Here is a 19,466-nt window from a genome sequence, read left to right as displayed (position 1 = left end):
ACCATTGAAGATGGTATTTGAATCCAAGAAAACAAATAACTGCTTAAGATTTACTTCAGGATTTCCTCGCTTGTGGCAAACCTAGCTAGTCGACGCATCATGGCGTCACACCTATGCAGTTGTTCAATAGCAATAAACTCATCAGGTTTATGCCCTTGAGCCATGCTCCCAGGCCCGCAAATGACCGCTGGTATCCCTACTTGATGGAATAATCCGCCTTCTGTGCCAAAGGCCACCGTGCTGAAGTCACTGCTGTTAGCCAGTAAGGCAATAAATTTAGCAAGAGGAGCGCTTTGATCCAGCAGTAGCCCGGGATAGGCTTGTAGGGGTTCAAAGTGAATCCCTGTGTCCGCTTTGACAGCACGCATCTGCGGCTCAAGCTCTTGGCAGGCATACTGTTTTAATTCGCTGCATATCTGTTCGCCATCAGCGCTTGGCAAAGTGCGAATTTCCCAGTCGAAACAGCAATCAGTTGGCACAATATTGAGTGCATTCCCTCCACTTATAGTGCCGGTCTGTACCGTGGTAAAAGGAGGGTCAAACCGATAATCAAGCTGCTTATCGCGGAGTTCATCCCCCATTTCCGTTAGCTTTACGATTAAGTGGGAAGCGTACTCAATGGCATTCACACCGTCAGGGGCATAGGCAGAGTGACAGGCGGCTCCATGCACATGGCAGCGCATAGCGAGTTTTCCCTTATGCCCTAAGATTGGCTTGAGCCCGGTTGGCTCGCCCACGATGCAAGCGACAGGAGGTTGAGCCTGCTCTTTGATGTACTCTAGGAGGGAGCGCACGCCCAGGCACCCCACTTCTTCATCATAAGAAAAAGCCAAATGTATCGGCGTGCGTAGAGGGGTTGCCAAGAAGGTGGGCACTGCCGCTAGCATGCAGGCTAGAAAGCCTTTCATGTCGGCACTGCCGCGACCGTAAAGCTTTCCATCATGCTCGGTCAGCTTGAATGGGGGAAAGGTCCACGCCTGCCCCTCCACCGGCACGACATCTGTGTGCCCTGACAGAACAATGCCGCCGCGATCAGCAGGGCCTATGGTGGCCCACAAGTTGGCTTTGCTACCCGAATCGTTATAGACCAACTGAGAGGTAACCCCCAACTCGTCCAAGTAGCCACGTATGAATTCAATCAAATTCAGGTTGGAAACACGGCTCACGGTCTCAAAGGCCACCAGTTTTTCTAGCAGCAACCGACTCTGCATCATGTCACTCACCGGGCACACCATAGCTGGGAGCGGCGTCGGGATTGGCCGCCCGCATCACATAATCTTCCAACTGAGGGGCATACCGCAGCCAGCTCTCATATAACGAATCAATCGGCGAATCATGCCAATCAACCCGTAAATCAATAACCGGCCACTCAATATTGGGGCGTGCCACGCGAAGGCCCGCAGAGTAGACAGGGCCAGCTTCACCACCAGCAGCCACGCCCGCCTGCATGGCTAATATCAGCCGGTCAGCAAGCTGGCCCTCCGAATTCTCGAACGCCTTTACCATCGCCTCGGGGACGCGACTATCAGCCAGTAAGTTACCGGCGGCTACGCAGCCATCGCCTTTAGCCCGTCCCACGATTCCGAGGGCTTTCTCACCGTCGAATAGGGCGCTACGCCCCCGTGAGTCGACTACCAGCAACTGGCGCCACTGAGGGTAATGCTCGTACTGTAGCAGCGTATCGATCACCTGCTGTGGTGCCATCCCCTCCTTTAGGAGCTGGATAGCCTGCATGCCTAAAGCAGGATTAGTGACATTCTGAGTCAATGCCGCGCCTCCTGGGCCTACAAAAGCGCAGCGGCTGGTGACACAGATACTAGATGAACTAACAGCACACCCGGTTTCGCCGGTTTCCTTACACACTGCAGCAATTGAGAATGTCACTGCTTCACCTCCGGAATAACCGCGATCACATCGATTTCCATCAGCCACTCAGGCTGTGCTAGCCCCGCCACTACCAGCCCAGTTGAAATGGGATAAACGCCCTTTAGCCACTTGCCCACTTCACGGTATACAGGCTCACGAAAGCGAGGATCGGTAATATAAGTTGTTGTTTTAACGATGTGAGAAAGGTGACTGCCTGCTTCCTGTAGTAATTGCTGGATATTTTTCATGGCTTGTTCTGCCTGAGCCGCAGGATCGCCCAGGCCGACAAGGTTGCCGTCGAAGTCAGTGCCGACCTGACCACGCACATAGATGGTGTTACCCACTCGCACCGCTTGGCAAAGATCATTATCTAAACTTTGATTTGGATATGTCGCCTTGGTATTAAACATTCGGATTCGTTCATGGGTTACCGCTCGGGTCGTTTGCTGCATCAGAGGCCTACCGTCGTTAATTGAATGTGCTTGCTACTGAAGCTAGCCATCTGATCCGCTTAGCGACAATCAAATTATCTGCACCTACGGTTCAATAAAAACGATCTAGTCCACAACATACCTATTGGTGCACTGAAAGTTACTGTACCGAAGCACGGCTCAAGGTCGCCGTGTTCCACCCACCCTGCTTCCGCTTTTCTTAAGCTTATCTTTAGAAAGGACGAACTGCCTCACGACTATTACGTCGGTATGCTCAAACAACCCACCTACTCAAAATATTTTCGGTACCTATCCCCTGGGGTAATTCATATGAGTGAGTTAGTTAGTTTTAAACCTGCTGAGACGCAAACATCAGTACCAATAACGGAAACCCGTATTGCTGTGCAACTAGATGGTGTACTGAAGCAGTTTGGCGATGCCACGGCATTGCACCGTGTATCTTTGAAGATATTCCAAGGAGAGTTCTTAACATTATTAGGCCCCTCTGGCTGTGGTAAAACCACCTTGTTAAATCTAATGGCAGGTTTCATTGAAGCCGATAATGGTGAGATTTTTATTGATGGTGAATTGGTTACCGAGACACCACCCTATCAGCGGGAGATAGGTATCGTGTTTCAAAGTTATGCACTGTTCCCTCACATGAACGTCAGCGCGAACGTGGGCTATGGCTTGCGTATGCGTCGCACTCCCAAGGCGGAGATTAAGCAACGTGTCGATCAGGCCTTAAAGATGGTGAAGCTGGAAGGTTTCGAGGAGCGACGACCAAAAGAGTTGTCAGGGGGACAGCAGCAGCGCGTGGCACTCGCCCGCGCCTTGGTTATACGGCCGAAGGTTCTACTTCTGGACGAACCCTTCTCGGCACTGGATAAAAACCTGAGGCTCAACATGCAGCAGGAGATCAAAGAGATCCAGCGCAAACTAGGGGTGACGACGGTTTTCGTGACCCATGATCAAGATGAAGCACTAGCGATGTCTGACCGAGTTGTTGTGATGTCAGCAGGCCACGTTCGACAGGTAGCCTCGCCACACGAAATCTATCGGCATCCTATTGATCCATTCGTTGCCTCTTTTGTGGGCGACGCCAATATTTTCCCAGCGTGCTATACCGGCCATGACGACACTATGGGTGTGGTTGAGTTCGGCAGCACTAAATTGCTTCTTCCCATTGCCAACATTCATGGTCAAGTTGGCGATGTGGTCGATTTATATGCGCGTCCTGAGAATGTTCGCCTTGTTCCCCTCAACGCAGAAGCCGATCTCGCGGGCACAGTGATTGGGCATGTATTCCAGGGCGATCACGTCGATGTATCCATTCACGTGCCGGATTGTGGCATTGATCATCCGGTCACTATTCGCAGCCCAGGGTTAGATGCCCTGGAACGCTGGCCAACGGGTAGTGGCGTGGGAATCAGCTTTGTGTGCAGAGATACCACTGCATTTACACGCGCCTCAATCTCAAAGGAGAGCACTCAATGAGCGACTGGATACGCCATACACCACGTTTGACACATCATGCCGTACTCGCGGTGTTACATGCAGCGATTGAAAAATCAGAACAGCTAGGCGTTGCGCAGAACATTGCGATTGTGGATGAAGGAGGTAACTTGCTCGCATTTATCCGCATGGATGGGGCAAAGCTTCTATCTCGTGAAACGGCGATATCCAAAGCGATATCAGCGGCCTCTCACCGGCAGCCAACCGCTCAGCTTGACCCTAACCTTGAACTCAAACTCGCTATCGCCGCAGGGGGACGACTCACCAACCTTGAAGGCGGCCACCCGTTAATGATTGGCAATGTTTGTGTTGGCGGCATTGGTGTCGGATCCGGCACCGGCCAGCAGGATATTGAGGTGGCCAAGGCGGGAGCGGCCGTACTAGTGGAAGGAGTGCAAGCTTGATGCAACACATGACCGCCATTATCGCTGAACAATATGGTTCCCCGGAGGTTCTGCAAAGCGTCACTCGGGAGATCCCCACCCCGGGAGTGGGCGAAATACTGATCAAGGTAGCCGCTGCCGGCGTTAATCGGCCAGACCTGATGCAGCGCAACGGCATGCCCACACCTCCAGGCACTACCGACATCTTCGGGCTCGAAGTATCCGGCTTGGTGGAAGCCGTCGGCCCAGGTGAAACCAACTGGAAAGTAGGCGATCGTGTGATGGCGTTGCTCAATGGTGGCGGCTATGCCAGTCACTGCATTGCTATCGCCGATCACTGCCTGCCCGTTCCTGAACAGGTTTCGCTAATCGAAGCCGCCGCACTGCCCGAAGCACTCTTCACCCTATGGCATAACCTATATGAACGCGGACGCCTTTCCCCAGGGGACAGCCTGCTTATCCACGGCGGTGCAAGTGGCTTGGGCACTCTGGCAATTGCACTGGCGAAAGCCACCGGAGCAAGGGTTGCCGCTACTGCGGGCAGCGCCGAAAAGGTGGCTGCGCTGAGCAATATAGGCGTTGATCTGGCGATTAATTATCGCGAACAGGAGTACGTCAGCGTCATTAATGCAACTTGGGGCGAAAACGCTATCAATGTGGTGCTGGATACCGTGGGTGGAGACTACATTGGCCGAAATCTGGAAGTGATGGCTCCCGAAGGACGACATGTCAGCCTCTCTTTTTTTGCGGGCGCTGAAGTATCGCTGCCATTGCCGACCGTTATGCGTAAGGGCCTGACACTGACCTCTTCAACGCTTCGCCCCAAGAGCCACCATGAAAAAACACGCTTGGCGCAGCGAGTCGCCCACCATCTGTTGCCCCTACTCGCCAGCCGACGCGTCACGTCTGTTATTTACAAGACGCTCCCCCTGGAGAGAGCGGTGGAAGCCCACCACGTATTAGAGCAGAACAGCAATATCGGCAAAGTAGTACTGACCACCAGCACACTGGAAGAGTGAGAGCATCATGACGACCGCTGCTGCCCCTATCTTACGTCTTTACCACGCAACAACCTCGCCTTACGTACGCAAAGTCATGGCGGTGGCGACACAGCTTGGTCTGGCATCCCAGGTTGAGCTGCTGGCTAGCGCCGCGCATCCTATCAATCGCGACAGTCGTATCGCGACTTTCAACCCTATCGGCAAGATACCTGCAGCCCAAACGAGAGATGGGCAGTTATTATTCGACAGCCGCGTTATCTGTGAGTATCTCGACGATTATGCCCAGGGCGGCCTATTCCCGGTGGGTGCTGCGCGCTGGGAAGCCCTGGCACGCCAAGCACTTGGCGACGGGCTGCTAGACGCTGCGCTGCTAGCCAGATATGAACGCTTAGTGCGCCCTAAAGAGCTTCAGTCTGATGCTTGGTATAAGGCTCAACTTGGTAAAGTGCAGGCGGCTTTGGCAAGTATCGATCAGCAGGTCCCTGCGCTTGCGAGCACTCCTAGTGATATTGGTTCCATTACCCTCGGCTGTGCCTTGGGCTACCTGGATTTCCGCTTTCCCGATATGGATTGGCGCAGCCACTGCCCGGAGGCAGCACGCTGGTTTAAAGACTTCGATACCCAACCCGCAATGATCGCTACACGCCCATATGAATGAGCAGCCACTAAGAGGGAATTCCATGTCAGCATCTTTGTCTCCCCACGTTATGTTTCTTAATGGCCCCAACGCCAACCTCTACGGCCTGGATCGAGACGGCACATATGGCCGTGAAAGCTTCGAGGGCATACAACAGAGCTGTCAGCGCCATGCCGGAACGTTGTCCATAACGCTGGATTTCCGACAGAGCAATCATGAGGGCGTACTGGTCGACTGGATACAGGAAGCCCGCTTGCATCATGATGCGCTCATCATTAATGCGGCTGGACTCAGTTACCGCTCAATACCGATACTCGATGCCTTGCTGGCTTTCGAAGGGCCGATTATCGAAGCCCACATGAGTAATATCTGGAAGCGCGAACCCTTTCGTCATCACTCAATGCTTTCGCAGGCGGCCACTGGTGTGATCGCCGGGCTCGGCGTCAACGGCTATCGGCTTGCATTAGACGCCACGGCCCAGTTGCTCACTCAACAGAAAGGCTGACACTATGACGGGTACACTTGTTTTCTATAGTGAATTTGACGACTTTGATCAGTGGAAACGACTACTACAGCGTGAAATCCCCTCCCTCGATGTGCAGCATGCCAATGCAGTAACAGCGCCTGAGAAGGTACACTATGCACTCGTTTGGAAGCCACCCGAAAACTTTTTCCAGCACTGGCCAAATCTTGAACTCGTGATCAACCTTGGTGCTGGCGTCGATGCGCTTGTTGATAGGCCCGACCTATCAGACATACCGGTCACTCGCCTCTCGGATCCCAACATGGCGCGGATGATGGCCGGCTATGTATTGCTTGCGGTACTCCGGTATGCCCGAGATATCCCCTTCTTCGAGCAGATGCAAAAACAGGCACGCTGGCAATATCGCCATCCCCGCGCAGCGGAAGAGATCCGTGTCGGCGTTATGGGATTGGGTGAGTTAGGCGGAAAAACGGCACAGGAGCTGGCCCGGCAAGGTTTTTCAGTCGCAGGCTGGTCCAGAACCGCCAAAGAGATCGAGAGTGTTGAGGGTCATCACGGCATGGCATCGCTCGAGAGCTTTCTTTCGCGCACCGACATACTGGTCATCATGTTACCGTCCACCCCCGATACACGTGGTCTAATGGATGATCAACACTTGGCCATGCTGCCCCATGGCGCAAGCCTGATTAATGTTTCTCGGGGAGATATCGTCGACGAACCCGCATTGATTGCACACCTATCTTCCGGCCAGATAGGCGCCGCAACGTTGGACGTGTTTGAACATGAACCGCTGCCGGATAGCCACCCTTTCTGGGCAATGGAAAATGTGCTCATTACTCCCCATCTCGCGTCAGTTGCACTGCCTAGCTCCGCAGTTAAACAGGTCGCGGCGAACATCCACCGTGTACGTGATAAACAGCCGCCCCTTCACTGCGTTGACCTAAACCGCGGTTATTAAACTCCTTTTCTCAGCGATCACTTACTTCGGCGCACTTCGCCCTTTCGACTCACCGCCAGCACTCCAGGTGCTGGCGGTATACGATCACCGACTCTCGACACTGAGTACCTTGCCGAGCCCTAGATAACGATTGGCCAAAATCATCACCGTGGCTGTTGCCAAGATGTACACCACCGACACCGCCGCTAGCGTGGGGTCAGCGTATTCGCGTACGTAGTTGTACATAGCGACCGGCAGTGTCTGGGTGCTTTGGGTCGTTACAAATAGTGAAGCAGTGAACTCATTAAACGACAGAATCGCAGCAAACAGCCAGCCACCGGCGAGCCCAGGCAACAGTTGCGGAAATGTAATCGTCGTCACAACCCGCAAGGGTGTTGCTCCCAGGCTAGCCGCCACAAGTTCGGTTCGAGGATCCAGATTGTGGATAGACACATACACACTGCGAAGCACAAACGGCAGAACTAATAGGAGGTGGCAAAACACTACGACCGCATAACCTCTTGAGAGGCTAAGCTGAGACACCAGCATCAGCAACCCAAGACCAACCATAAAGTGCGGAATAAAAAGCGGCGATAACAGTAGCCCTTCCAACAAACGCTTGCCCTTGAATTCATATTGATGAATGACAACCGCCAGCGTAGTACCCACCAGGGTAGCCAGCGACGATGCCCAAGCGGTAACAATCAGGCCATTCCACAGGCCAATTTGAAAATCGCGATACTCAAAAGCGTTCTTAAACCAGCGAAGGGAGTACCCCTGGGGAGGGAAGGCGAGAACTGAAGAGGCATTGAAGGAGGCAATAGCGACCACCAATGCTGGCAGCAATATGAATAGCAGGATTAGCGCGATAAGCCCCTGACCGGCGCGCAGCAGCCATAAATCGGTACGTGAACGCTGCATGTCAGTGCCCTCCTATTCTTTCCAGTGAGTTCGTCAGGCGCTTGGTAAGCCATAGCACCAGCATGGTGAGTACCAGACCCGCCACACTCAAACTGGCAGCGAAAGGCAAATTAAGCGATGAGAAACCTAACTGATAAACCATCGTTGAAATGGTATTAACACGCCCGCCGCCGATCAGTTGCGGCGTTGCAAAGGCACTAAATGTCCATGCAAAGGAGGTCATGGTGCCCGCAATAATACCCGGCATGGATAAAGGTAGGGTCACCGTCATAAACGCTCGCACCGGCCCCGCTCCAAGGCTTATTGCTGCCCGTTCATAGGCACGGTCAATATGGGATAGCCCAGCTGCCAACATCAGCACCATGATGGGCAAAGTGACATGCACCAGCGCAATAACAACGCCTAATTGGGTAAACATAAAACGTAGAGGGCGTTCAATAATGCCAAGCCCCATCAGCACACTGTTCAGAAATCCGCTGCTACCCAGCACGATAATCCATGAGTAGGTGCGCACCACCTCCCCCAAAAACAGCGGGGTAATCGCAACAATCAGAATCAAGGAGCGACACCATGTACGCCGTGCCCGGATCATCGCATAAGCCAAAGGATAGCCAATCAGTAACGTAAATATCGCGGTATACAGGCTGAGCACGACGGTTTCCAGAAATGCACTGGCGTACAGTGGCCTCAGTAATGCCTGGAAATTTGCCAGTGTAAAATCGCCCACTTCAAGCGAACCAGGTATGTAGCTGCGCACGCTATATTGCAGAATAGCCAGCATGGCGCAGATCAAACCAAAGGCTGTCAGCGTAGAAGGAAGAAGAAACCAATAAACAAAGCGTGGTTTTCGTTGCATAACCTTGCCGTCCCCAAAAAATAGCGAAGCACCCATCGAGTACTTCGCTATTGAGCTACAAATCAGTTCATGATGTTTTCAGTAAACCACTGACGCCATTCACCCATTTTCTCGGCACGTAATTGAGGGTCAACGTTAATGGTCTGATTCCACTCTTCAGGTGTCGCCAGAATGGCTGCTGAATCGGCCAGCTCCGCCGATAGCTCTGCATTATTGACCGTGGGACTGCCATGTTTGATCTCGGCAATGCGGGCCTGTACATCAGGAGACAACGCGATGTTAATGAATTGATAGGCAAGATCCTGATTACTCGAGCCACGAGTAATCGCCATGGTGTCGACACCCAATACGACACCCTCGCTAGGTGTTGCCAGCTCGATATTAACGCCTTCGTTAATCATGTTTTGCGCGTTCATTGAAAGCATCAATTGTACGGGCGTTTCACCCGTCGAAATTAACTGCTGACTATTGGCATCATTGGTATAAAAAGCGCGCAGATTAGGCTTTAAACTCTCAAGCCGCTCAATACCCTCTTGCCAGTTCTCAGCATCAGCCCCTGAGAGCAGCGCTGAAACAGCAATAATGTGGCTGGGGTCAAAATCGGGTAATGCAACAGAGTCTTCAAGTTCAGGACTCCAGAGATCCTCCCAGCTATCAAAACTTACCCCCTCAGGAGTTAAGTCAGGTCGGTAGGCAATGGTGTAACCATAGCCCCAGGCACCAATGTGATAGGGACTGACTCTGGCCTGATCGACCAAATGTTCCGCGTTGGGTAACCGCGTCATATCCAGCTCTTCAAACAAGCCGTCTGTCGCGTAAAGCCATCCCACATGAGAGGTAGTGAAAGTAACGTCGCTCTCAGGCTCACTGGCCAACTTGGCTTTATTAAGACGATCAATTGTGCCACCGGTGGTGTAAACCACCTCAACACCCGTTTCTTCGGTGAATTCTTGGGCAATCGCTTCATCAATTAAATCGCGAAAACTCCCACCCCACGTATCAACCACTAACACATCTTGAGCTATGGCATTTCCAGAACTAACACCAATAACAATGGCAGTGATAAATAATGATTTTTTCATTGTACGCCCCAGTTATAGTAACGATTATTGCAATGCTTAAAGCGTTGCCAAGAGAGTTATACAGCGGCTAATGCAGCTGTACGGTGAAAAGCGCGCTCACTGTAAACTAATGGTGATTTAGTATTATTTTCTAAAGCAATAACTTCGCCAATAAGTATTCGGTGAGAGCCAAAATCTTTAAAGTCGACGAGTTCGCAATCAAAACTACAGGTGGCCCCTTGTAATACCGGCGCAGCGCTGTTTAATGTTGTCCACTCTCCCACCGCAAAACGGTTTTCGCGGTATTCAGCTACAGCACCGGCAAAGATATTGGCAATCTGGGCTTGATCATTGGCTAATACATTAACGGCAAAAACACCATGTTCCATAAAGGTTGGCAACGCCCGATTATCCTGATGCACACATAGCACTACAGAAGGCGGCGTCATAGAGAGCGAGCATAAGGAAGACACTGTTAAACCGGCACGCCCTAGAGGCCCATCGGTGGTAATGATCGACACGCCAGAGGCGGTCAAACTCATCGCTTCACGAAATAGCTCAGATGTCATCATGAGGTTAATCGCCTCCAAGTACATTATCGGAAAGGCTTGCCGCTTTACGTACAAAATCTAGCGGCCCCGAGAAATCGAAACTGTTGTAGACCGCCGCGAGATGGCTAAAGTGGGGAGCCTGGGCAAATTGCACAAAGGTAAGCCGGTGCCCGGCGTAATCGGATGTCAGCAAATCACGGGCAAACGCCATCAGTTTGCGGCGATCTTCCGAGTTCCAGCGATCATTCAGTGAGTAGAACTTATCCAACCACTCCTTGGAGCCTTCGGTATGAAAGCTTGCGGCATTGGGGGTAACACACAGTTGTCCGCCGCAGAGCTCACGAGCAATGTGCATCATCTTAGGCAGCTGTGAACAGGCCAGAACGCGACCGGCATAAAGTAGCGACTGATTAGGCATCAACAGGCCCGCAGGGCTCTTCTCTGCGGTAGCAATAGAGGCTGTCAGGTGAGCATTGATACTTTCGCGGTAACAAACCAGATCGGCCAGTTTTTCCCGCACCGGTTGTAATTTATCCAACCCCGTTTGCATGGCATTCCACATCGCCGTACCGATCATCATATCGGCGACATACCTGAGGCGAAGCACATACGGAAAGGCCGAGTAACGGTGTAGTGTGTTACGGACAAACTGGGCGGATTTGGTATGCCGATAGAAGAAAACGTCTTCCCAGGGAATCAGCACGTTGTCGAAAACAACCAACGCTTCTACCTCGTCAAAGCGGTTAGCTAACGGGTAGTCCAAAGGGTCAGAACGGCCTGCAAAACCGGCTCGACAAATATGTTTGACGCCAGGTGCGCCCATTTTAACGATACAGCCAAGCGCATAGTCCGAAAGTTCTTGCGTACTCCAAGCGCCGACGGTGGGCTTTAGGAAGGCTTGATCAGCGTAGGCTGCGGCTGTCTCGAATTTTGCACCACGAATGATTATTCCCGCATCTGTCTCTTTAACAACCCGCACCATCATATCGGGGTCTTGCTTTTGCGGCGGGAGTGAACGGTCTCCTTTAGGATCAGTGTTTGCCGACACATGGAAGATATCCTGAGTAAAAACCCGCTTAATATGGCGATCAATGTTATCGGCAAAGCGAGGGTCGATTTCGGCCAGCATGTCTCGGCCATCCAGCAATGACCACATCTCGCCGATCGTCTCATCACCGACGCGGGTTGCCACCCCACCGATATCCTTTAGAAAACGATCAGTGGCATCGAGTTTGTCGTACCAGTCCTGTTTTTCGCGGGGAGGGCGATAGAAGATCGAATTTGTCTCTTTCGCTGCTCGATAAGTAAAGGCGTCTTTATGCTCTGGTTCATGCGCCATATCGTACATCCGGGATTTCACATCAATGATAGGCTTGAAAGCAGAATGCTTCGTCACATCCTTGACACGCTCGCCTTCCATCCAGATTTCACGGCCATCCCGGAGCCCTTCTCGATACTCTTCGCCAGTACGGATCATGCTACGTTCCTTCTCAGTGGTGGTTTGAGAAGAGTGTGTCGCTGGCTACTTTGTTTGTAAAAACGCCTTTTCCTTTTTGTTGCATCAGAAATTCTGAGTTAGCTTAAACCCGGCATAAAAGGGCTATTGTTAATTCAAAACACCACTATTATTCGCAAAAAAAACCCGCATCCGAGGATGCGGGGTTCGCTTGCTTTCAATAAATTTCGATATATTTAAGCGACGTCGAAGCGATCCGCGTTCATCACTTTCGTCCAGGCGGCGACGAAGTCTTTGACAAACTTCTCGTCGTTATCATCCTGGGCGTAGACTTCCGCGTAAGAGCGCAGCAGCGAGTTAGATCCGAACACCAGGTCAACACGGGAAGCGGTCCACTTAACAGCGTCGGTTTGACGGTCGCGGATCTCATAGGCATTTTTGCCCACCGGCTTCCAGCTGTTGCCCATATCGGTCAAGTTAACGAAGAAGTCGTTGGTCAACTGGCCTTCGCGGTCTGTGAATACGCCGTGCTTGGTACCACCGTAGTTAGTACCGAGCACACGCATACCACCCAGTAGCACGACCATTTCCGGCCCGGTCAGCCCCATCAGTTGAGCGCGATCCAGCAACAGCTCTTCCGGCTTCACCACATAGTCTTTCTTCTGCCAGTTACGGAAACCGTCAGCCAGCGGCTCTAGCGGTTCGAACGATTCGCCATCGGTCATTTCAGCAGAAGCATCACCACGCCCTTTCAGGAAAGGTACGCGAACGTCGTAGCCTGCGGCTTTGGCGGCTTTCTCAATGGCGAAACTACCGGCCAGAACGATCACGTCGGCAAGGCTTGCGCCGGTGTCAGCAGAAATCTTCTCGTAAACTGCTAATACGCTGGCGAGACGCGCAGGCTCATTGCCCTCCCAATCCTTCTGAGGCGCCAAGCGAATGCGGGCACCGTTGGCACCGCCGCGCATGTCAGAGCCGCGGTAAGTGCGGGCACTGTCCCAGGCGGTGCTGACCATGTCACTGATGCTCAGGCAGGCCTCGGCGATTTTCTGCTTAACGACTTCTTCGCTGTAGTCGGTGCTGCCAGCCGGAATGGGATCCTGCCAGATCAGGTCTTCAGCAGGCACTTCCGGGCCGATGTAGCGCGCTTTCGGGCCTAAATCACGGTGGGTCAGTTTGAACCACGCCTTGGCGAAGGTTTGCTTGAAGTACTCCGGATCCGCCATGAATTTTTCACAAATGGCGCGGTAGGTCGGATCCATTTTCATGGCCATATCCGCATCGGTCATGATCGGATTGTGGCGAATAGAGGGGTCGCTGGCATCAACCGGCTTGTCCTCTTCCTTAATGTTCACCGGTTCCCACTGGTGAGCGCCTGCTGGGCTCTTACGCAGCTCCCACTCGTAGCCGAACAACAGATCGAAGTAGCCCATATCGAACTGCGTTGGGTTGGTTGTCCAGGCGCCTTCAATGCCAGACGTTACGGCATTACTCGCTTTGCCACCCATGGTTGGGTTGCCCCAGCCCAACCCCTGATTTTCAACGTCCGATGCTTCGGGCTCAGCACTCAGTGCTGCCGCGTCACCGTTACCGTGACACTTACCCACGGTGTGGCCACCGGCGGTAAGCGCTGCGGTCTCTTCGTCGTTCATCGCCATACGAGCGAAGGTTTCGCGTATCTGCTGGCCGGTCTTCAGCGGGTCGGGCACACCATTAACACCTTCAGGGTTAACGTAAATAAGACCCATCTGAACCGCAGCTAGCGGATTTTCCATGGTTTCCGGCTTTTCAACGTCCGCGTAGCGCTCGTCGGAAGGTGCCAGCCACTCTTTCTCATCGCCCCAGTAGATATCTTTTTCCGGGTGCCAGATATCCTCGCGACCAAACGAGAAGCCGTAGGCAGGCAGTCCCATTGATTCGTAGGCAACAGTACCGGCTAGAATCATCAGGTCGGCCCAACTGATCTTGTTGCCATACTTTTTCTTGATCGGCCACAGCAGACGGCGCGCTTTATCAAGACTAACGTTATCCGGCCAGGAGTTGAGTGGTGCAAAACGCTGACTACCGGTACCGCCGCCACCGCGGCCGTCGGCCAGACGATAAGTACCCGCAGAGTGCCACGCCATGCGGATCATTAGACCACCGTAGTGGCCCCAATCGGCAGGCCACCAGGATTGGCTATCTGTCATCAGCGCGTGAACATCTTGCTTCAGCGCGTCAAAATCGAGCTTTCTGACCTCTTCCCGATAGTCAAAATCAGCATCCATCGGGTTCGTTTTGCGGTCATGCTGGTGCAAGATATCCAGGTTAATCCCTTCCGGCCACCAGTCTTTGTTAGACGTGCCTGTGGAGGTATTACCACCATGCATTACAGGACATTTACCACTCATAGCTCTCTCCCTCTAACTTCAGTGTGTCTTAACGGCTTTTGTCTTGGTTGCGTTCGTCTTGGGTATGTTAAAAAGAGCGGCTACCAAGTCGACTGACGGTGAGCCCCCTAACGCTTACGATAGTGCTATCGCTCTGCCTGCTGTGCAGGGGAAGGGCGCTTCACTCACTTGGTACTGTTTTAAAGCAGATCCCTCATAGGCACAATTTGCTTTTTGTGACCGATCTAATAGCTTTTATACATCGGCAGTCTGCTGGCGCTACAGTGGTTAAAATTCTTCGGTGTCGATATCTGCCTGCTGGGCCTCGCTGTAGCGGGCGCCTGCCACTTGGTCTGGCATCATCATGGCATTCAACTGAGACAAGCTGGTGACATCCAGGTGCAGCGTTTCCGCGGCTAAATTTTCGCGCATGTGGTCAGCGGAGCGAGTGCCGGGAATGGGGATAATATCGTCGCCTTTGGCCTTCAACCACGCCAGTGCCAGCTGCCCCGGCGTGACATTTAAGGCCCGCGCCAGCGACGCAAGATGTTCAAATAGTTTTAGATTATGCGGGTAGTTGTCGGCGCTGAAGCGCGGCATGTGACGGCGTATATCGCCCTCCTCTAGGCGCGCTGGATCCTGAATGGCACCGGTTAAGAAGCCTCTTCCCAACGGGCTAAACGCCACCAGGGCAGTTCCCACTTCGCGGCACGCATCGATCAGGGCGATTTCCAGGTTGCGCGTCCACAGCGAGTATTCCGACTGCACCGCGGCAATGGGATATTCGGTGACCGCGCGGCGCAGCGTTAGCGCAGAAATTTCAGATAACCCCACACCACCAATCTTGCCTTCTTCCACCAGGCGCCCCAGCGCACCCACGCTCTCTTCAATGGGGACTTGGCGATCCAAGCGGTGCAGGTAGTAGAGATCTAAATGGTCGGTACGCAGGCGCGCAAGGCTCGCTTCGCACTGTTTTCGCAGGGTTTCCGGGCGGCCATCAATGACCCGCTTGCCTGACTCAGGGTCCATCGCCATGCCGCATTTACTGGCCAGAAAGAGTTGGTGCCGCTTTCCCTCCAGGGCGCGCCCGACCACTTTCTCATTGGCCGTGGCGCCATACAGCGTGGCGGTATCGAAGTGGCGATAGCCCATATCGAAGGCCTCATCCAGCGCCCGTAGGGCTGCGCTTTCCGGCACAATGCTGCCGTAACCGTGGGAGAGGTTCATACAGCCCAGACCAATCGAGGGGGCATTTACGGCACTAAGGCGCTGAAAGAAGCTCGACATCGGTATTCCCATCATTAAAAGAATCGTTTTATAACGTTTCACCGCCAAACTGCAACGCGGCTAAATGACGATAGAGCGCGCTGGTGGTGATTAATTCAGCGTGGGTACCCGCCGCTACCAGTTTCCCACCATCAAGCACCAGCAAGCGGTCAGCGGCGATGACAGTCGCCAACCGGTGGGCGATCACGATGCTGGTGCGCCCCACCATCAGTCGATCCAGCGCCTGCTGCACCAGCCGCTCACTCTCCGCATCCAAGGCGCTGGTGGCTTCATCCAACAGCAGTACCGCAGGATTTTTGAGCAGCGCCCGAGCAATAGCGAGCCGCTGACGCTGGCCGCCGGAGAGCTGCACACCACCGGGGCCTAGGGGCGTGTCAAAACCTTGGGGCAGCGCATCGATAAAGTCGAGGGCGCTGGCATCCTGAGCGGCAAGGCGCAATCTATCGATATCAGCCTCGGGGTCTCCGTAGCGAAGATTCTCGGCCACCGAGCCGCTAAACAGCACCGGCTCCTGCGCCACTAACCCCATGGCATTGCGCAGGTCAGCGAGGTCTATGGTGCGAACATCGACACCATCGAGGCTGATACGCCCCTGGTGAGGGTCATAAAAGCGCAGCAGCAGCGCCAAGAGCGTACTTTTACCCGCCCCGGAAGGCCCCACCACCGCTACTCGTTCTCCCGGCTTGATATGTAGATCAAACCCGTTCAGCGCTGGGGTTTCCCGACCAGGGTAGGTAAAGGTGACGTTCTCCAGGGTAATCTCACCACGCGAAGGGCTTGCCAGGCTCTGCGGATGTGCGGGCGACTGGATAGCGGGCTGGGTATCGAGCAGCTCCAATAAGCGCTCGGCAGCGCCTGCCGCACGCTGTACATCCCCTGCCACCTCGGCCAGGGTGGCAATGGCCCCTGCTGCCAGCACGGCGTAAAAGATAAACGCCGATAGCTCGCCCGCACTCATGGTTCCGTTTAGCACCGCCTGACCGCCCTGCCAGAGCATTAAGCCAACCGCGGTAAACACCACTAGCATAGCGACACCGGTTAACCAGGCGCGCTGCTGGGTGCGCTCTACGGCGCTGCCAAAGGCCTGTTCAACCCGCTGGCCATAGTGGCTTTTATCCACCGCCTCGTGGGTAAATGCCTGGAGCGTTTTAATACCGCTCAGCGCCTCCTCAGCATAGCGACCTAGTTCGGCCACGCGATCCTGACTGGTGCGCGAAAGCCGCCGCACCCGGCGGCCGTACCACACGATGGGCAGCAGAGTGGCTGGGATGCCAATCAGCACCATTGCCGAGAGCCACGGTTGAGTGACCAGCATTAGCACCACGGCGCCCACCAGCATGACCAGATTACGCAGCGCCAGCGATACCGAGGAGCCAAACAGGCTCTGCAGTACGCTGGTGTCCGCCGTCAGCCGTGAGGCAATTTCCCCCGCGGCGCGGCCGTCGCTTGCGCTCTCGAAAAAGCTGGGTTCTAAAGTGAGTAAATGATCAAACACTCGCTGGCGAAGGTCGGCAGCCAAGCGCTCGCCAATCCAGGTCACTTGGTAGTAGCGCAGTGCGGAGGCAAACGCCAGCACAGCCACTACCACCAGCATAAAGGCCAGTGTTTGCGCTAGCGCCTGCGCATCCGCGTCCAGAAAACCGCGGTCGATGATTAAGCGCAGCCCATTCCCCAGCAGTAGCACGCTTCCCGATGCCATGAGTAGCGCTAGGCCAGCCAGAGCCAACCGCATGCGGTAGGGGCGCAGTAAACCCAACAAACGCAGCAGCACTCGGGGATTGGGGCGTTGATTCATAGTAGCGATTGCTCAATACATAAGGGGGGTATTCGACCATAGCAGGAGTAGCAGTGCCCTGCACAGAATCGAGTAGCAGGGGAGTTACCTCCCCCGTCCTCGCACACCACCGTACGTACCGTTAGGTAGACGATGGTTCATGAAGAACGTGTAAGCCCTCTTACCGTATCGAGTACCAAGATCAGGCCCGGCCGTCGCCTAGATGCCCGCCCACCAGTCATAGCCCCTATCCTCCCAATATCCTCCCTTGCCGCCGTGGAGCTGTTTGAAGCTTTCCACCAGTTCGACGCGCATCACGTACTTGGCCTGCTTGTAACCCAACTGACGCTCGGCGCGCAGACGGATCGGCGCCCCATTGGCCACCGGTAGCGGTTCGCCGTTGAGATCGTAGGCAAGCAGCGTCTGCGGATGATACGCCTCGATCATGTCAAGGCTCTCGTAATACAGATCCGACCCACCGTAGGTGTGATCTGCACAGTGAAAAACCACGAAGCGCGCGGTATCTGCCGGACGCACCCGATCAAGCAGATCCGCCAGAGGAACGCCGGTCCACTGCCCGATACAGCTCCAACCCTCGACGCAATCGTGACGAGTGATCTGGGTTCGCGAGGCCATCTCCCGAAGCGCCGGCAACGACAGCGTCATCGGCTCTTCGACCAGCCCGTCGATGGTCAGACGCCAGTCGGCGAATCCATTTTCGACCCAGGCACGATAGTAATCCTCCTGCGGATTGGTGGTGCCATTGGGACGAAACACCGGCGCGATCTGGCTCTCGTCGAACTCCTTGGCGAGTGCCTGGCGCGAGGCGATCAGACGCTGGGCCTTGTAAGAGAGTTGCTCGACGTTACTCAGCGCCGCGCGCACGGGTGCGCTTTCCGACAGTCGATCGCAACCGGTGAGGAAGGTGCCAGCCCCCAACGCGCACAGGCCACCCAGTAGTCGCCGTCGAGCGCGGTCAGGCTCTGGTGATGTCGAGAGTCTGGTGTTTGAGTCAGTCATGCCTCGGCTCCGATCCGTCATGCGCTTCTACCTGGATACGGTAGCGACCGCTTACCATCGAGCGCAGGTTGTTGAAAACGCCGGATACCAGCACCAGCGCGATGTGCACGACGAAAAAGCCAATGAGGGCCGTTGCACAGAGAAAATGAAAGGTGCGAGCACTCTGTCGTCCGCCGAAAAGTTCGGTGAGCCACGGCCAGGCGGCGTTGACACTGGGTGCCATGGTCAGCCCCGACAGAATCATTACTGGCAGCAACCCAAACAGCACCAGAAGATAGGTCAGCTTCTGGATACCGTTGTAGTCAGCTTCGTGATGAAAACGCAGCCGCGCATGATCAAGTAGCGTCCGCGGAATGTTCTTCAACTGCACCCACGTTGGAAACAGCGCCCGTCGTCGTTGGGGCACCAGCAGGGTATAGAGCAGATACGCTACAACCAGCGGCACGAAGATCCACGCAGCCAGAAAATGCCAGTTGCGCCCCATCGTCAGCCACTTGTCCCCCGGCAGCGTCGCCCAGCGGGGGAAGGCCCGTTCGCGTAGCTGGCCGTTGTCATCGGAAAGCCCCAGTACACCGGTGGTGTCGAACGCCTGCCCAGCGATGCGAACCACGCCCATGCGCTCGCCATCTTCGGCGGTGCGCGCATGTATCGCGATGAAAGGGTTGGCGAAATCGGATTGCTCCCCCCAATAAAGCGCGGGGTGTGCATTGAATATCTGCAAACCGCTCATCAGCAACACGACCAGGCAGACAAGATTCGTCCAATGCCACAGACGAGTCGCCAACGTATGTCGTTTGATCACTCGTGTGACCGGCGCACCGGGCACATTACCGGTCGAGTCACTATCGATCGTAGCTTTGACAGACTCAGACATGATATTGACCTCGAAACGAAGGCGTCCGGCAAACCAGACAGCG

The 19,466-nt window shown here is 54.4% G+C and carries 19 protein-coding genes; 6 read left to right on the top strand and 13 right to left on the bottom strand.

Annotated features, from left to right (window positions below):
* Window positions 1-50: 50 nt before the first annotated feature.
* Genes argE through HZS52_RS07445 form a run of 3 tightly spaced genes read right to left on the bottom strand, consistent with a single transcriptional unit; the run spans window position 51 to window position 2,276 of the window.
* Window positions 51-1,214: an acetylornithine deacetylase gene (gene argE / locus HZS52_RS07455; protein WP_190374446.1), complete on the bottom strand. Its 1,164-nt coding sequence runs from the start codon at window positions 1,212-1,214 to the stop codon at window positions 51-53.
* Between the two features lies 1 nt (window position 1,215).
* On the bottom strand, window positions 1,216-1,863 hold the full coding sequence (locus HZS52_RS07450; protein WP_423250070.1) for a DUF1028 domain-containing protein: 648 nt from the start codon (window positions 1,861-1,863) through the stop codon (window positions 1,216-1,218).
* Between the two features lie 17 nt (window positions 1,864-1,880).
* Window positions 1,881-2,276: a RidA family protein gene (locus HZS52_RS07445; protein WP_223828082.1), complete on the bottom strand. Its 396-nt coding sequence runs from the start codon at window positions 2,274-2,276 to the stop codon at window positions 1,881-1,883.
* A 351-nt stretch (window positions 2,277-2,627) separates the two neighbouring features.
* On the opposite strand from HZS52_RS07445, the gene HZS52_RS07440 reads away from it, so the two are divergent.
* From HZS52_RS07440 to HZS52_RS07415, 6 genes are read left to right on the top strand one after another with little or no spacing between them, the layout of a single operon-like run.
* Window positions 2,628-3,794, top strand: coding sequence for an ABC transporter ATP-binding protein (locus HZS52_RS07440; protein WP_190374445.1), 1,167 nt, complete (start codon window positions 2,628-2,630; stop codon window positions 3,792-3,794).
* On the top strand, window positions 3,791-4,216 hold the full coding sequence (locus tag HZS52_RS07435; protein WP_138801164.1) for a GlcG/HbpS family heme-binding protein: 426 nt from the start codon (window positions 3,791-3,793) through the stop codon (window positions 4,214-4,216). The genes HZS52_RS07440 and HZS52_RS07435 overlap by 4 nt, the downstream gene beginning before the upstream one ends.
* Window positions 4,216-5,214, top strand: a complete 999-nt coding sequence (locus HZS52_RS07430) for an NAD(P)H-quinone oxidoreductase (protein ID WP_212751700.1) — start codon at window positions 4,216-4,218, stop codon at window positions 5,212-5,214. The genes HZS52_RS07435 and HZS52_RS07430 overlap by 1 nt, the downstream gene beginning before the upstream one ends.
* A 7-nt stretch (window positions 5,215-5,221) precedes the next feature.
* Window positions 5,222-5,854, top strand: coding sequence for a glutathione S-transferase family protein (locus tag HZS52_RS07425; RefSeq protein ID WP_223828081.1), 633 nt, complete (start codon window positions 5,222-5,224; stop codon window positions 5,852-5,854).
* 22 nt (window positions 5,855-5,876) lie between these two features.
* Window positions 5,877-6,338, top strand: a complete 462-nt coding sequence (locus tag HZS52_RS07420) for a type II 3-dehydroquinate dehydratase (RefSeq protein ID WP_212751701.1) — start codon at window positions 5,877-5,879, stop codon at window positions 6,336-6,338.
* A 4-nt stretch (window positions 6,339-6,342) separates the two neighbouring features.
* Window positions 6,343-7,275 (top strand): 2-hydroxyacid dehydrogenase, encoded by a 933-nt coding sequence (locus HZS52_RS07415; protein WP_138801166.1) that lies wholly within the window; start codon window positions 6,343-6,345, stop codon window positions 7,273-7,275.
* An 84-nt stretch (window positions 7,276-7,359) separates the two neighbouring features.
* On the opposite strand, the gene HZS52_RS07410 is transcribed toward HZS52_RS07415, so the two are convergent.
* The 10 genes from HZS52_RS07410 to HZS52_RS07365 form a co-directional block, all read right to left on the bottom strand.
* A complete protein-coding gene (locus HZS52_RS07410; RefSeq protein WP_190374444.1) occupies window positions 7,360-8,175 on the bottom strand; it encodes an ABC transporter permease in 816 nt (271 codons plus the stop codon).
* 1 nt (window position 8,176) lies between these two features.
* Window positions 8,177-9,031, bottom strand: a complete 855-nt coding sequence (locus HZS52_RS07405) for an ABC transporter permease (protein WP_138801168.1) — start codon at window positions 9,029-9,031, stop codon at window positions 8,177-8,179.
* 62 nt (window positions 9,032-9,093) lie between these two features.
* Entirely contained in the window at window positions 9,094-10,113 is a 1,020-nt protein-coding gene (locus tag HZS52_RS07400; RefSeq protein ID WP_190374443.1) for an ABC transporter substrate-binding protein, read from the bottom strand.
* A gap of 56 nt (window positions 10,114-10,169) precedes the next feature.
* Entirely contained in the window at window positions 10,170-10,664 is a 495-nt protein-coding gene (locus HZS52_RS07395; protein ID WP_138801170.1) for a flavin reductase family protein, read from the bottom strand.
* A gap of 4 nt (window positions 10,665-10,668) precedes the next feature.
* Window positions 10,669-12,120 (bottom strand): 4-hydroxyphenylacetate 3-hydroxylase family protein, encoded by a 1,452-nt coding sequence (locus tag HZS52_RS07390; protein ID WP_138801171.1) that lies wholly within the window; start codon window positions 12,118-12,120, stop codon window positions 10,669-10,671.
* Window positions 12,121-12,335: 215 nt separating this feature from the next.
* On the bottom strand, window positions 12,336-14,489 hold the full coding sequence (gene katG / locus HZS52_RS07385; RefSeq protein ID WP_190374442.1) for a catalase/peroxidase HPI: 2,154 nt from the start codon (window positions 14,487-14,489) through the stop codon (window positions 12,336-12,338).
* A gap of 267 nt (window positions 14,490-14,756) precedes the next feature.
* Window positions 14,757-15,755, bottom strand: a complete 999-nt coding sequence (locus HZS52_RS07380) for an aldo/keto reductase (protein ID WP_190374882.1) — start codon at window positions 15,753-15,755, stop codon at window positions 14,757-14,759.
* 28 nt (window positions 15,756-15,783) lie between these two features.
* Complete coding sequence (locus tag HZS52_RS07375; protein WP_190374441.1) at window positions 15,784-17,550, bottom strand: ABC transporter transmembrane domain-containing protein; 1,767 nt, start codon at window positions 17,548-17,550, stop codon at window positions 15,784-15,786.
* A gap of 198 nt (window positions 17,551-17,748) precedes the next feature.
* The gene (locus HZS52_RS07370) at window positions 17,749-18,549 is read right to left on the bottom strand and encodes a molybdopterin-binding protein (protein WP_190374440.1); all 801 of its coding nucleotides are present in this window, start codon (window positions 18,547-18,549) and stop codon (window positions 17,749-17,751) included.
* Window positions 18,542-19,423 carry a cytochrome b/b6 domain-containing protein gene (locus tag HZS52_RS07365; protein ID WP_190374439.1) on the bottom strand — a complete coding sequence of 294 codons (882 nt, stop codon included), beginning with the start codon at window positions 19,421-19,423 and terminating at the stop codon, window positions 18,542-18,544. The genes HZS52_RS07370 and HZS52_RS07365 overlap by 8 nt, the downstream gene beginning before the upstream one ends.
* Window positions 19,424-19,466: the final 43 nt, after the last annotated feature.

This window comes from Vreelandella titanicae (assembly GCF_014697095.1).
GTDB classification, from domain to species: domain Bacteria; phylum Pseudomonadota; class Gammaproteobacteria; order Pseudomonadales; family Halomonadaceae; genus Vreelandella; species Vreelandella titanicae.
This window is presented reverse-complemented; position numbering and strand designations above follow the sequence as displayed.